The following is a 14,055-nucleotide window of genomic DNA, read 5'->3' as shown; positions in this document are numbered from 1 at the left end:
CTGGAGCTGGATGCCGCACCGCTCATGCTCGGCTTCATCCTCGGCCCGATGCTGGAGGAGAACTTCCGCCGGGCGATGCTGCTGAGCCGCGGGAGCTTCGGCACCTTCGTCTCGCGGCCGATCAGCGGCACGCTGCTGGGCCTGATCGGCGTCTTCGTCGTCTGGCAGTTCGTGGCGTTCGTTGTCCAGGCACACAGGAAAGGCGGTGCGCCGATCCCGGCCCCGGTTGCGCTGGAACCGCAGGAGTAGGGGCGGCATGCCCGGCACGTACCCGCAGCTACAGCCTCGGCAGCGCCCGCATGGCGCGTGCCGAGGCACCCGCAAAGCCGACCTGCAGCACGCCGGGCATCGCGACGGCCGATCGCATGACGCAGTGCTCACCCGGACTGCATCGGTTCAGGTTCATCCAGGCAGCCCGGCCATCTGCATTCGTTGAGTGGCCGATGGGCTGGCGCCCCCTTGGAACGGCGGTGGTCGGCGCTCGAAACCCCTGGGCATGGCGATCTTCGGGAAAGTGCATGCCACGCAAGCGTTGCCGGGCACGCCCGCTGTCCGGATCGGCGCGCCTTCCGCCGTGAAGACGCACGGGCTTTCAGCAGTCACAGGGCCAACTGTCGGCTGGCGATCCACCGTGTCTCGCCAGCCAGGCGCTGCGCCGGTGCACGCACATGCTCGGATCGCCGATGGCCGGCATGGGCGTCAAGGCAGGCAGTGTTCGCACGACACAGGATGGTTCAGGGCGAACCCAGATGGTTGATCAGCGCGGCGAGGTAGTTGGTTCGTGTGTGCGGCACATCCACCACATCCACGAAATCGGGGTGCCGGAAATAGACGATCAGGTAGGGGTACCTGGGCAGTCTCCATGAACGCAGGCCGGGCATCCCCAGTTCGGCCTCAAGGCGCGGCGAGCCCGCATCGGGATTTCGCTGGATGAGCTCGTAGGCCCTCTGCAACTCATCCACAAAACCCTTGGCAGCGGTCGGTGTCTGCATGGTGACCGCGTAGTACTGAATCGCGGCGGTGATCTGCGTACCGGCACGAGGGCGGACAAGGAATCGCTTGGCGCCCTTCACGCTCAAGTCGCTTTCTTCTTCACAGCCTTCGCGGATGCAGCCCTGGCCGTGCGCTCAGCGGAAACCCCTGCCTTGTGCGCGCCTGGCGCCTCAACGTGGGCGATCTCAGCCCGCAATCCATCGAAGTGTGCCGGCGTCCACTCGACGGCAGGCCCTGATTCGAGACCAGCAAGGATGGCAGCTCGAAACTGCTCGCGTGCCAAGTCCCGCCGAATGAGGTCACGCATGTATTCGCTGGCATTGCCATAGCGACGGTCTGCGATCTGTGCATCCACAAATGCCTTCATCTCGTCCGGAAGAGAAATGTTCATCGTTGTCATGGACGACACTTTACCGCGCGATGGCAAACTTTGCCATCGCAGGCCAGATCGACTCCTGCAACCGTGGCTGATTCATCGGCAGTCCCTGATCACCGATGCGCAGCTCGGGCGCTAGCTGCCGAAGGGCCTTGGGTCGCAAGTGGCCGCGAACATCTCGCGAGTGATTGATCTCGAGCAGCGGGAACCCGCGCAGTCATGGGCCACTGCGGTCTGGTCGATGCCACGGTCGAGGGGCATGCGGCCTACATCGACGCCTGGCTGCAGGTGCTGCGCGGCGACCACACGGCGATCTTCACGGCGGCGCGTCTTGCCGAGGAAGCCTTCGCGTTCATCGTGGCGCGGCATCTTTTCGGACTGCGCACCGGACAGGTGGGGCGTGTGCTCATGGAGCGACGAGAAGCCAATGCGGCCGCCAATGAAAAGCGGCCCATGGCGCGCACGAACGACCTGTTCTACATGCTCGGCGTGAACGACTTCACTCGCGCCGGCGCACTTCGATTCCGACGCGGCCCCGGCGCGCCGTTTCTTGACGACAGCCCACTGCCCGCGCCTCCGGCGACCGACTTGCGCGAAATGGCCGAGGTCGCCAGAAGGCTCGACGGCCCGCGCCCGGAGGCACTGCCAGCGTACGAGAAGTGGCTCTCCATGCGCATCGCGCCAGACTCATCGCTGGGCGGCGCACGACCCAAGGCCACCTTCACCATGCAGGAAGGCACGCTCTGGCTGGCCAAATTCCCGGGACACAACGACCAGTGCGACTGGGGAAGCTGGGAGTACCAGACCTACCTGCTGGCTGGCCTCAAAGCCGAAATCTCCTGCGCAGCTCGAAAGGAAGTGCGAGCCGTGATCGAAACGCTCAAGAAAGCATCTTCCTCGACCATGGATGTTTTCTCCTTGAGTGCGGAGGATGACCCTCGACTGACACGGCCTCGATGACGGGACATGGCCGTCAGTCGCATTTTCGGCCCTGCGGAAAAAATGGGACACCGCGGCGCATTCAGGGGCCCTGGTCTTCCGGTTCGCGCATCGTGCCCACGTAGCGCCCGCGTGGGCGGATGACTTGCGCCACGCCCAGTTGCTCCAGGCTGTGTGCCAACAGCCCGACGCTGCGTGCCGTTGCGAACAGGCCAAAGGCCGCATCGGAAGGAAACCGATGGTGAGCGATCAGCGCGGCCAGGGCGACGTCGATGTTGGGCTGCAAGCCGGTCAGCTTCGTCACCTTGTCGATGAAGCGCGCGATCACCTTGGGAGGCTCGAACAAGGCCAGCAATGCGGCCGCCCGCGGATCGCCGTCGGGATAGAGGTGATGGCCGAATCCTGCCGGCGACAAGCCGTTCGACAGATAGTGGGCCAGCACCTGGTCCTCCCCCAGCCGCTCCACCTCGCTGAACAGCGCCCGGACGCGGCCTGAGGCATCGCCGTGCAAGGGGCCGGAGAGAGTGGTCAATCCGGCCAGCAGGCAGGCCGGCAGCGAGGCGCCTGTCGACGCGGCAATGCGCGCGACAAAGGCCGAACTGGTCAGCTCGTGATCGGCCAGCAACACCAAGGCCGTTCGCAGCAGATCAGCAACCTTGGCAGATTGCTTCCATCTTTTCGCAAAGCGCAGATGCAGCGGCTCGCGCCCTGGCGAGGCGCCGAAGGCGTTGGCCAACTGACCCACCAGACCCTGGCCCTCGGCATGCAGCACCCGGGTCAGGCGCCCACCGGTGGAGTGTCCGGCGGCCGCCAGGCTGGCCAAGGCGGCGAAGGCCGCGTCTCGCCCGGGCTTGCCGGGGCGCATGGGCGTCGAGCAAGAGAAATCGACTTCTCGCTCGGCGCCCCACAACAGTTGAGCCGCATCTTCCAGCGTGGCCGTCCGGGCCATGTGCACGGCATCCCGCCCCCTGTAGTACGGCCGCCCGCGAGAGAACGCGCAAAGGGCCGTCGGAATGCTGGGCTCCGACCCGAACAGGGTGTTTGTGGCCAGCGTCTCGTGCTTGCGGCCGGCCTGTTTGCGTTTGGCCAAGCCGGCAACGTCCTCGGCGCGGTACAGCCTGCGCCGCGTGTCGGCCGGGTCGGTCATGACTTCCAGCTTGCCGCGGCTCACGTACGCGTAGATCGTCTGGGCTTGCACACCCAGAAGCTTGCACGCCTCGCTCATTGAAATCCAGGAAGCCATGGTCGCGCCGATCGGGTCGATTTATATTGATTAAATATATCAATATTGACCGATATGTCAATCTATTAATAGCATGCGTCCAGTTCGTGGAGAGCTCCCCCGAACAGCTCGGCCTTCCGGCCACCGAAACGAACAGCGATATGAAACCCCAAGTCCTCCAACTCAATCCGATCCTGATCCCGGCGATCAACGACAAGCTCGCGTCGCTCTACGTCGTGCACAAGCACTTCGAACTGGCCGATCCGCAGGCCTGGCTGCGCGAACGTGGCGCGTCGGTCGACGCCGTGATCACCGGCGGGCACACCGGCATTTCGCGGGCGATGCTGGCGCAGTTGCCCAGCCTGAAGGTGGTGGCCGTCAATGGCGTCGGCACCGACGCCGTGGATCTGGCGTACTGCCGGGGCCGCGGCCTGCCGGTCACCGCCACACTGGGTGCGCTGACGGAAGACGTGGCCGATCTGGCCATCGGCTTGCTGATCGCGGCTTGCCGAAACCTGTGTGCCGGCGACCGTTTCGTGCGGGACGGCCGGTGGGAGCTTCATCCCCAGCCCAGCGCCTTTCCGCTCGCCCGGCGGTTCAGCGGCATGCGCGTGGGCATCGTCGGAATGGGCCGGGTGGGCCGCGCCGTCGCCGTGCGGGCGGCCGCCTTCGGTTGCCCCATCCGCTACACCGACCTGCGCGCCATGGACGATGTCGCGCACCGCTTCGTGCCGAGCCTGGTGGAGCTGGCCTGCGAGTCGGACGCGCTGGTGCTGTGCGCCGCCGCGGACCAGGCCGAAGGAATCGTCAATGCGGCCGTGTTCGACGCGCTGGGACCGCGCGGCTTCCTGGTCAACGTCGCCCGTGGCCGGCTCGTCAACGAAGCCGACCTGACACAAGCGCTGGTCGCTGGCCGCATTGCGGGTGCGGGCCTGGACGTGTTCGTCGACGAACCGCGCGTGCCGCTGGCGCTGCGCCAGTCCGACAGCGTGACCCTGCAGGCGCACCGCGCCAGCGCCACCTGGGAGACCCGCACCGCCATGGCCGAGATGGTGCTGGCCAGCGTCGCCCAGGCCCTGGCAGGCGAGCGTCCGGCCATGAGCCTGACCACCTGAGCCCCTGCGTTCGCGGCGCAGCGACCGCTTCCAGACCCATAAAAGGAGACACCCTTGTTCACCCGACGCCTTGCAATCCCCCTGGCCCTCGCTCTCTGCGCCATCCACGCGCCAAGCTTTGCGCAGGGCTTTCCTTCCCGCCCGGTGATACTGGTGGTTCCGTTCCCGCCGGGCGGCGGAACGGACACCGGCGGCCGCGTCATCGCCGAGCAATTGAGCCGGCGCTGGAGCCAGCCTGTCATCGTGGAGAACAAGGGTGGCGCCGCCGGGCAGATCGGCGCCGACTTCGTCGCCAAGTCCAGGCCGGACGGCTACACGCTGCTCCTGGGCAACATCGGTACGCAGGCGATCAACCCCTTGCTGTATCCCAGGTTGCCCTACGACGCCGACAAGGCCTTCGCCCCGGTCTCCCTGGTGGCCGAGCTGCCGCTGGCCATGATGGTCCATCCGTCGGTCCCCGCGAAGACGGCCGCCGACTTCGTCGCGCTGGCCAAGTCCAAGCCGGGCCAGATGAGCTACAGCAGTTCGGGCGCCGGCGGCGCGCCGCACCTGGCAGCCGAGATGTTCAAGGACCAGACCGGCTCCTTCATCCTGCATGTGCCTTACCGCGGCGGCGGTCCGGCCATCGCCGATCTGCTCGCGGGCCATGTGCAGCTGTCGTTCATGACGGTGCTGGAGGCCTCCGGCCACGTCAAGGCGGGCAAGCTACGTGCGCTGGCCGTGACCGGCGACAAGCGCGTGCCGGCGTTTCCCGAAGTTCCCACGCTCGCGGAAGGCGTGGTGCCCGGCTTCAACGCGATCTCCTGGATCGGCCTGCTTGCGCCGACGGGCACGCCGCAGGACGTGGTGGACAAGATCGCCGCCGATCTGCGCGCCGTGCTGGCCGACGAAGCGGTCAAGGCACGCTTCGTGGGCCTGGGCGGCGTGCCGCGCGCCACCTCGCCGCAGGAGTTCGCCAGGCTGATCGCCGACGACAAGAGCCGCTACGCCCAGATCATCCGCAGCCGAAAGATCACGATCGAGTGACCGCGACAAGCCGGCCGTTCAAAAACGACAGACCCACCCTGAAGAGGAGACATCCATGCAGCTCACGTCCCTGATCAAGATCCTTACCGTCTCGGCGTCGCTCGCCGCGGCGGCGACCCTCGCATCGGCCGAGGCGGCTTACCCGGCCCGCGCCCTCAAGATCATCGTGCCTGCCCCGCCGGGCGGCGCGATCGACACCATCGCCCGTGTCGTCGGAGACAAGATCGCTGTGTCAATGAGACAACCGGTGATCGTCGACAACCGGCCCGGCGCATCCAATAACCTCGGCACGGACGTCCTCGCCAAGTCGGCGCCCGACGGCTACACGATCGGCATCGTGGGCGGCAGCCACAACACCAACAAGTTCCTGTTCAAGAACCTCGGCTGGGATCCTTCGACGAGCTTCGAGCCCATCGTCTACACGCACGAGGTTCCGCTGGTGTTCGCCATCTACCCGCAGCTTCCCGCCAGGACGCTGCCCGAGTTCGTGGCCTGGATGAAGGCCCATCCGGACGAGGCCAGGGTCGCCACCTCCGGTCGCGGCAGTGCGCAGGAAATGGCGGCGGAGATGTTCCGCGTGGCGAGCGGGGCGCAGATGCTGCTGGTCCCCTACAAGGGCTCCTCCGCCGCGCACCCGGACCTGCTGGCCGGACGTACCGCGCTCTTCATCGACACCCTCAGCGCCATCCAGTCGCAGGTGAAGGCCGGCAATGCGCGGGCTGTTGCGGTGTCGACGCGCAAGCGGACCAAGTTGCTGCCCGACGTGCCGACCGCGGACGAACAAGGATTCAAGGGCTACGACGCCAATACGAATGGCGGCTTCCTGGCGCCGGCCGGCACGCCCAAGGCGATCGTTGCCAGGCTGAATGCCGAGATCAACGCGGCGCTGAAGCTGCCCGACGTGCGGGCGAAGCTGGAGGCCGCCGGCATAGAGGTACAGGGCGGAACGCCACAGGAGTACGCCGCGCTGATCAAGTCCGACCTCGTCAAGTGGGGCAGGGTGGTCAAGGAGGCGGGGATCCAGGCGGAGTGAGTCCGGAAGTGGGGGCGCGCAGCTTGCCGAAGGAATCCCTGGGCCTGCAACACGCGCCGGCAGTCGAATGAGGTATCTCAGCAGCCTGCTAAGCCGCCTGTCGCAGGGACGCGCGCGCGCACGCCAGGAACGGCTCGATGAGAGGGCTCTCCCAATCGCTGCGCCAACAGGCGGCGACGTCCATCTTTGCATCGGCGTTCCGCAAGGGCCTGAACACCACGCCCGGAGGCCGGCCGATCCGGGCGCATGCAGGCAGGATGGCCACGCCCTTGCCCGCCAGGACGAGCGCCAGCGCCGACACCGTGGTCCCGACCCGTTGCGCAATCGGCATGCTGACATCGTGCCGCCGAAGCATCGAGGCGATGACGGATTTGTCGACGTCCCCCCCGGGGGCAGGGAGCCCGATGAGGGGCATGGCAGAAAGCCGCTGCAGCGGAATGCTGGACGTCCGGGCCAAGGGCGAATCCGCACGCACGGCCAGCATCAACGGCTGGGTTCCGATGCGTTCGACCGCAATGCCTGCCTGGGCGATGGGCGGAATGCAGATCGCCACGGACACGTCCGAGTCGGTGATGGCCGAGACGTTGTTGATGGCGTTCAGTTCCACATACTGGATCTCCACGTCCGGCAACTTCGTTCGAAGCATGTTTTCCAAACGAGGGAGCACCAGGTAGGAAAGGACCACCATGGTTCCGACCGTGAGCCGGCCCCTTCGGCCCGACCCGATGGCCCGTGCGGCGTCGAATCCTTCATTGGCAAGGAGCAGCGCTTCCTTCGCACGCTGGAAGAGCGCATTGCCGGCGTCGGTGATTTCCATGCCGCGCGCTGCCCTGCGAAACAGGGGCGTGCCCACCGCCGCTTCCAGATTCCTGATGTGAACCGACAGCGGCGGTTGGGCCATGTTGAGCCGGCGTGCCGCTTTTCCGACGCTGCGTTCCTCGGCGACGGCGACGAAGTAGCGGAGCGTTCTGAAGTCTGGTTCTGCCATACGTTGGTCGTATGCCTTGTCAGGAAAACAGTATTGGACCCCGATGCGGCCGCGCATCAATCATTTGCAGCATGAAGAAGTTTCCCCGTCTTCCGAGGTCCGAGATCCGCGAAATGTCCGCCGCGAGGATGCGCGCACTCGTCGCGCAGCGCAAGCTAAAGGCCTCACCCGCAGGAGGCGAAGGTCGTCACCTCCGGCCGGGGCAGTGCGCAGGACATCGAGGCAAACCGGTTGATGCCAGAGTTCCGTGCTGCTGCGGTGGCGTCCACCAGTTCGATCCGAACGTTGCGTGCTTGCGTCATTCCGGGCACCGAAAAGGAATGTGCGATGGCCCACCGAACGCGTTCGTGGCCTGGATGCAGCCCTGTCGCGTTGGCGTCCGGGCTGGGAAAAAGTACCACACGGGTTCGCAATCGTCCTACCGCCTCAGGGGAGTGGCTGCCTAGAGTTCATCTCTCTCCTCAACTCACCACCGCGATGGCGGCTCGATGCCGGCGATGAACAACTCCCCCAACTCCGTACGCGAGCATCGGCATGAATCATGAAACCGGCGTTGGCCACCGGTCAGCCAGACTCGCAATTCACTCATGCATTGTCTGAATTGGATCGCTCTTCCCGGAGAGCTTTTCTCCTTGCAGATGATTTCTGAAAACGTCGGGAACCCGACATTCATATCCCCGGAGCCATGTGACTGTCTAGTGTCAATGTTGCGACTCACACTCTTTATGTCGCCGGATTGCCAAAAATTCCTCAAAATTCGCACGATGTTGCGTTGTTACATTCGTTAAGATTTGAATATTCTTCAATTAAATGGTGAGCACCATTTTGGTGCGATATGAAAATATGGAGGATTGCATTTGGCGGCGTCACTGTGTTTGCCGGTAGATGAATTCGCTGAGATATCTCATTTCAGATAAACGAATGAACTGTTTGCGCAGCTGTGTTTTGATGAAGAGTGAGTCAAATAATAAATAGATTCCATGAATTGGATTGAGTGCCGAACGGATATCGAAGCGCTTTGGTATTGGAGGCAAATCAAGCTGGCTGCTTGATTGATTTTGAATGGATGCAGGCCGGAAATAGTGCGCCGTTCGTGGAAGCTTTTTTTGTTGAGCTGAACAATGCCCCCTCCCGGAAGAAAGGTTCGGAAGGGGCGCGCGTTGCACTCAAGTTCGAGGAAACATGGATTTATTGATGTCGGATGTCCGGCTTTTCGTGAAAGCCGTCGAGGTGGGAGGGTTGACGCAAGCGGCTGACGCGTTGAGCGTGCCCAAGGCATCCGCGTCCCGGCAGCTCAAGAGGCTGGAGACCTTGGTCGGCCACACGCTCCTGCACCGGGGGGCAGGCCGTTTCGGTCTCACCGGGGAAGGGCGCGAGTTCCTTTCCACGGCGAAGGAAGTTCTGGAGGCAGTGAACCAGGCGCTCTCGCGGCTCTCCGACACCAACGAAGCCCTGACGGGCCAACTGCGGATCTCGGTTCCCGGCTACCTCGGCCGTGAGCTGCTCTCCTCGCACCTGGCGGGCTTCATGGCTGCGCATCCCCTGCTCAAGCTCACCGTCGACGTGAACTCCGATCGCGTGGACCTGTTTCGCGAAGATGCCGACGTGATCATCCGGGTGGGACTCGAGGGCTGCGAAGACTTCGTCGCCAGACGTATCAGGAGGCAGGCTCTTGTCCTGTGCGCCGCACCCTCGTACCTCGAGCGCCATCCGGTGATCGAGGGGATCGACGATCTCGCGGGACACTACTTCTTGACCAGCGGTCCGGAGCGGCAGGCCATGGAAATGGCCGTCCCGGGCCTTGACCGGGAGTACGTCGTCAGCGCCGCGGGAGTATTGCGGGCCAACGATCCGGAGTTGCTGCTGAGGCTGGCCTGCTCGGCCGGCGGAATCGCCCTGGTCCCTCTTTTTTGCGCCAAAGCGGCGATCCGGGGTGGCTCTTTGGTCGCAGTCCTTCCGTCGTTCGAATTGATGCCGGAAGAATTGAATCTGATGTATTTGCCCGCGCGGCGCAATACCCGAAAAATCAGAACCTTCGTCGATTTCATCTTCAAGGCGCTAGAGCAAGCCTGAATTTCGCCTGCGCCGCACCGGAGGCCTGCGCGGCTCTGGCGGCTCCTCCACGTTCATTTTTTTAACGGCGATTCAGCCGGGCTTCTGCACGCCCGTGCGTTGCCGCAGGCAGTTCCACGCATTGGCAGGACGGTGCGTGGTCTTTGCGGGCAAATTGAAAAGAGGTTCCAAAATCGAAACCTCCACTTTCAGGGTTGGAACCGTGTTTTCTGTAGTCGCTGCAGGCAAAATCGACGTTGTTTACAAGTGCAAGCGAACGTACATTTCTGCGAATTAAGAGGCTCACGTCTGTTGTGAGTTGTCCTCAGAAAAAAAGTTTCGCTGCATTGTGACTTATTTCCAGGTATTTGTGACCCCGCTGGCGATTCGTGCCGAATTGCCGTGATCTTTGAACTGGAGCAATCATGCTTATACAAAAACTGACTCAATCTTTTTTCCGCACGGCAGGCAGGCTGCCTGCTTTGGCCGCAAGCTTTGGCGCCGGCATGATCGCCGTGGCCAGCCTGGCTGCGCCGGCCTCGGCACAGCCTGTTGCAACCCCGTCCGCGCTCGCTGCCGAGAAAACGGTGGCGGTCGCCCTGACGCAATTCAAGGTGGTGAAGGCCGCGGACGGCAAGGAGCAGCTGCTGGACGCCTCCTCGGTCAAGCCGGGCGACATCCTGGAATACCGGGCAACCTACGTCAACAAGACCGGCAAGGCGGTTTCCGGCCTGGTCGCCGATCTGCCGATCCCCGAGGGGCTCGAGTACCTGCCGCGCAGCGCCAAGCCCGGTGCCGCACTGGTCAAGGCGGCCACCAAGGACGGCGTTTACGGCGCCGAGCCGCTGACGCGGAAGGCCGCGAACAACAAGACGGAGCCAGTGCCCTACAGCGACTACCGCGCATTGCGCTGGACGCTCGGCCAGCTGCCCGCCGGCGGCGAAACCGCCGTGACTGCACGCGCCAAGGTCGAGATCGTCGTTCCGCCAGAGCCCAAGACCTCCGCCGCCGCGCCGCAGGCGCCGCCCGTGACGGTGCAGTCCGCTGCAGGCGCTGCCTCGCGCTGAGGTCGTGGTGGTTTCGCCTCCTGGCTTCCGTTTCCTTGCTTTCCTTTGCTATTGCGCGCAACCCGGCCAATGTCTTCCGCCCGCGGAATCCATGAGTCGGGCTTTTTTTGTTCTTTTTTTTGACAACCGAGGAGAAACCACGTGAGTCCCACCTTGCCAACCCGGCGCATCGGCTTGAGGCCGAGAGCCACATGGGCGGGCGCTGCAGTTCTGTCGCTGGGCTTCCTGTTTGGAAGCTCGAGCGCATCTGCCGCACCGCCGCCCGCCAATACCGTCATCGGTAACCAGGCTTCGGCCACTTATTCGGATTCGTCCGGCACCACCCAGCTGGCGACCTCCAACCTGGTTCAGACCACGGTTCAGCAGGTCGGCTCCTTCACGCTGGACACGGTCAACCAGGTCACGACGACGGTCGTCAACACCAAGCTGGGCGCTGCAGGCTCGGTGGTGTACGCACCGCACATCTTGACCAACACCGGCAACGGCTCGGACACCTTCACCATCACGGTGGATGCCGACAACGATGCCTTCTCGAAGGTCGAGGTCTATCCGGACGCGAACGGCGACGGCGTGCCCGACGGCACCACCCCGCTGTGTACGGCCGCGCCCGCTGCAGTCTGCAGCGTGCCCGCGCAGACCGTGCCCGGCAACAACGGCACGTTCCAGTTCGTCGTGGCCTACACGATCCCTGGCACGGCCACCACGCCGACCACTCCGTTCGACACGGCCACCATCACGGCCACCCCGGGTACGCCGGCGCTGTACACGGCGCCGAACAACTCGGCGGCAGACAAGGACCAGATCAACCTGACCACCGTGGCCGCCTTCGGCGCCACCAAGTCGATCGGTGTCCCGGCAGTGGCCGGCCCCGGCGGCGCGGCCTGGCCGCTCGCGAGCACCGGTGGTCCGCGTTCGTCGGCAGCCTCCTGCTCGACGACCTGGGCTGCAGGCCTGGCTTCCAGCGCGACCTGTCAGTACACGGTCTACACGCTGACCTTCAACAACACCGGCGGAGCGCCCGGCAAGTTCGCCCTGTCGGACACGTTGCCATCGGGCTTCACCTATGTCGCGGGTTCTGCCGTCTGGAGCAGCGCCCCCGGCGTGGCCCTGGGCGACGGTGCCGGCGGCGATCCGGCCGGCATCGACTTCCAGGTGGCGGGCAGCACGCTGAACGCTGTCGTGAGCTCGCTCGGCCAGAACGTGACGCAGACGATCAGCTTCGTCGTGCTGGTGAACAACACGGCTGTGGTCGGCACCTCGACCACGACCAACGTGGGCCAGTACAACCCGACGGATTCCCCGGCTGCCACCGCTACCGCGATCGGCACCCTGGGTTCGAGCACCAACCCGGCGGCCTACACCGTCGTCGCCAGCTACGGCCTCGTCGTGGGTACCAACCCCTCGACCGCGGCAACGGCGGTCGACGCGGTGGCGGGCACGCCCAATGGCACGGCGGCGGACACGACCACGCAGCCTTCGGTGGTTGCCGGCGGCAGCGTCAAGTTTCCGCAGACCGTGTTCAACACCGGCAGCGGCGTCGACAGCATCAACCTGAGCATCGCCAACGGGACGTTCCCGGCGGGCACGACCTTCCTGCTGTTCGCGGCAGACGGCGTGACGCCGCTGCTCGACACCACCGGCGACGGCGTGCCCGACACCGGTCAGATTCCGGTCGGCGGCAGCGCCAACATCGTGGTGCAAGCCAACGTTCCGGCCAGCGCGACGGTGGGCTCGGGTCCGTTCAACGCGATCCTGACCGGCCGCTCGGCAGGCGACGCGACCAAGATCGACGCCACGCTCGACCAGGTCACCATCGTCGTCGGTTCGCTCGTCGACCTGACCAACAGCGCAGCCGGTACCGGCTCGGGTTCGGTGGCGGGCGGTGACTTGGGTCCAGGCCCGAGTCCGCAGCCGACCACGACCAACACGACGCCTGCCGGCACCGGCACGATCTTCACGCTGTTCGTCAAGAACAACGATGCGACCGGCCCTGCAACGCAGACCTACGGCCTTGCGGCCAGCCAGTCCACCAGCTTCCCGGGCTCGCTGCCGGCGGGCTGGACGGTGAAGTTCGTGGCCGCGGGCGGTACCTGTACCGCCGCAGCGATCACCACCGTGACCGTGGCTGCCGGTGCGCAGCAGCAGGTCGACGCCTGCGTGACGCCTCCCGCCACGCAGACGCCGGTGACCGCCCAGGCGATCTACTTCCGCGTGCAATCCACTGCCGTGGCATCGACCGGCGTGCTCGTGTCCGACGCCAAGCATGATGCGGTGACCGTCGTCGCTGCCCAGACCCTGGGTGCCACGCTCACGCCGAACAACGTCGGCCAGGTCGCTCCGGGCGGCACCGTCGTCTATGCGCACACGCTGACCAACACCGGCTCCTTGAGCTGCGGCGCTTACACGCTCACGGCCACCGTGCCGGCAGGCGATGCGACGCTGGGCTGGACCACCGCGATCTACCTCGACGTCAACGGCGACGGCCAGATCGATGCGGGCGACACGCTCGTCACCGGCCCGCTCGCCGGTCCGCTGGCGGCAGGCGCAACGCAGAAGCTGCTGGTGCGCGTGTTCGCACCGGGCGGCGCCAGCGCCGGCGCAACCGACACGGCCACCGTGACGGCGACGTTCACCGATCCGGCACCGAACTGCGGCGCGCCTTCGGCCACCGACATCAGCACCGTGATCAGCGGCCAGATCCGCGTCGTCAAGACGCAGGCTGCCGACATCGCCTGCGACGGTACGGCTGACGCCGCTTTCGCAGCGACGCCCCTGTCGCTGAAGCCCGGCCAGTGCATCGTGTACCAGGTCGTCGCGACCAACGAAGGCACTGCGCCGATCACCAACATCGCGATCAACGACGCGGCGCCTGCATTCACCAGCCTCACCGGTGCGACGCAGCCAGCCAGCCAGTGCGTCTCCACGGGCGTGACCGGCACCGCGCTGGCCTATGCCCAGACCGCGACGGCGGTGAGCTGCGGCAGCGCGGCCAACACCGTGGCCCCAGCCGGCACGGCCACCTTGACCTTCGCGGTACGCATCAACCCGTAACGCGCGATTGAGTCGCTGGCAGACCTCGCGGGGTCTGCCGGCTTTACGCGAGGCGTTGCCCTGCCGGGTGCGCTTCGCCTTTTTCCCCTGCTGCTTCCGACGCGTGCGTTGCCGCAAGCGCGCATGGCAGCGGCAGAGGAAAAAGACCCAGGTATTTGACGGCCCCAACAGGCGCCGACGGAAGGTGACGCGG

The 14,055-nt window shown here is 65.2% G+C and carries 12 protein-coding genes and 1 pseudogene; 9 read left to right on the top strand and 4 right to left on the bottom strand.

Annotated elements, in window-relative coordinates; all coding sequences use genetic code 11:
* Window positions 1–249, top strand: a pseudogene (locus tag AC1DFC_RS18205) (tripartite tricarboxylate transporter permease); the annotation flags it as partial.
* A 485-nt stretch (window positions 250–734) separates the two neighbouring features.
* On the opposite strand, the gene AC1DFC_RS18200 reads toward AC1DFC_RS18205, so the two are convergent.
* Together AC1DFC_RS18200 and AC1DFC_RS18195 are read right to left on the bottom strand one after the other, a co-directional pair.
* On the bottom strand, window positions 735–1,073 hold the full coding sequence (locus AC1DFC_RS18200; protein ID WP_478179744.1) for a type II toxin-antitoxin system RelE/ParE family toxin: 339 nt from the start codon (window positions 1,071–1,073) through the stop codon (window positions 735–737).
* A gap of 2 nt (window positions 1,074–1,075) precedes the next feature.
* Window positions 1,076–1,393, bottom strand: a complete 318-nt coding sequence (locus tag AC1DFC_RS18195) for a type II toxin-antitoxin system ParD family antitoxin (RefSeq protein WP_478179735.1) — start codon at window positions 1,391–1,393, stop codon at window positions 1,076–1,078.
* A gap of 195 nt (window positions 1,394–1,588) precedes the next feature.
* On the opposite strand from AC1DFC_RS18195, the gene AC1DFC_RS18190 reads away from it, so the two are divergent.
* Window positions 1,589–2,329, top strand: coding sequence for a zincin-like metallopeptidase domain-containing protein (locus AC1DFC_RS18190; RefSeq protein WP_478179734.1), 741 nt, complete (start codon window positions 1,589–1,591; stop codon window positions 2,327–2,329).
* A 61-nt stretch (window positions 2,330–2,390) separates the two neighbouring features.
* On the opposite strand, the gene AC1DFC_RS18185 is transcribed toward AC1DFC_RS18190, so the two are convergent.
* Window positions 2,391–3,551 (bottom strand): citrate synthase, encoded by a 1,161-nt coding sequence (locus AC1DFC_RS18185; RefSeq protein ID WP_478179733.1) that lies wholly within the window; start codon window positions 3,549–3,551, stop codon window positions 2,391–2,393.
* A gap of 140 nt (window positions 3,552–3,691) precedes the next feature.
* On the opposite strand from AC1DFC_RS18185, the gene AC1DFC_RS18180 reads away from it, so the two are divergent.
* The 3 genes from AC1DFC_RS18180 to AC1DFC_RS18170 are packed head-to-tail and all read left to right on the top strand — an operon-like array spanning window position 3,692 to window position 6,704.
* Window positions 3,692–4,645, top strand: coding sequence for a 2-hydroxyacid dehydrogenase (locus AC1DFC_RS18180; RefSeq protein ID WP_478179732.1), 954 nt, complete (start codon window positions 3,692–3,694; stop codon window positions 4,643–4,645).
* A gap of 54 nt (window positions 4,646–4,699) precedes the next feature.
* On the top strand, window positions 4,700–5,671 hold the full coding sequence (locus AC1DFC_RS18175) for a Bug family tripartite tricarboxylate transporter substrate binding protein (RefSeq protein ID WP_478179731.1): 972 nt from the start codon (window positions 4,700–4,702) through the stop codon (window positions 5,669–5,671).
* Between the two features lie 55 nt (window positions 5,672–5,726).
* Window positions 5,727–6,704 (top strand): Bug family tripartite tricarboxylate transporter substrate binding protein, encoded by a 978-nt coding sequence (locus AC1DFC_RS18170; RefSeq protein ID WP_478179730.1) that lies wholly within the window; start codon window positions 5,727–5,729, stop codon window positions 6,702–6,704.
* 88 nt (window positions 6,705–6,792) lie between these two features.
* On the opposite strand, the gene AC1DFC_RS18165 is transcribed toward AC1DFC_RS18170, so the two are convergent.
* The gene (locus AC1DFC_RS18165; protein ID WP_478179729.1) at window positions 6,793–7,749 is read right to left on the bottom strand and encodes a LysR family transcriptional regulator; all 957 of its coding nucleotides are present in this window, start codon (window positions 7,747–7,749) and stop codon (window positions 6,793–6,795) included.
* A 937-nt stretch (window positions 7,750–8,686) separates the two neighbouring features.
* On the opposite strand from AC1DFC_RS18165, the gene AC1DFC_RS18160 reads away from it, so the two are divergent.
* The 4 genes from AC1DFC_RS18160 (at window position 8,687) to AC1DFC_RS18145 (ending at window position 13,862) form a co-directional block, all read left to right on the top strand.
* Window positions 8,687–8,887 carry a hypothetical protein gene (locus tag AC1DFC_RS18160; RefSeq protein WP_478179728.1) on the top strand — a complete coding sequence of 67 codons (201 nt, stop codon included), beginning with the start codon at window positions 8,687–8,689 and terminating at the stop codon, window positions 8,885–8,887.
* Window positions 8,875–9,765, top strand: a complete 891-nt coding sequence (locus AC1DFC_RS18155; protein ID WP_478179727.1) for a LysR family transcriptional regulator — start codon at window positions 8,875–8,877, stop codon at window positions 9,763–9,765. Before AC1DFC_RS18160 ends, AC1DFC_RS18155 begins: the two co-directional genes overlap by 13 nt.
* Window positions 9,766–10,226: 461 nt before the next feature.
* Entirely contained in the window at window positions 10,227–10,811 is a 585-nt protein-coding gene (locus AC1DFC_RS18150; protein WP_478179726.1) for a hypothetical protein, read from the top strand.
* Window positions 10,812–10,952: 141 nt separating this feature from the next.
* Window positions 10,953–13,862: a beta strand repeat-containing protein gene (locus AC1DFC_RS18145; RefSeq protein WP_478179725.1), complete on the top strand. Its 2,910-nt coding sequence runs from the start codon at window positions 10,953–10,955 to the stop codon at window positions 13,860–13,862.
* The last annotated feature ends 193 nt before the right edge of the window (window positions 13,863–14,055 follow it).

The sequence above is a fragment of the Variovorax sp. 10L421 genome (assembly GCF_056395365.1).
Note: the sequence above shows the minus strand (reverse complement) of the source record. Positions and strands in the feature narration are given on the sequence as shown.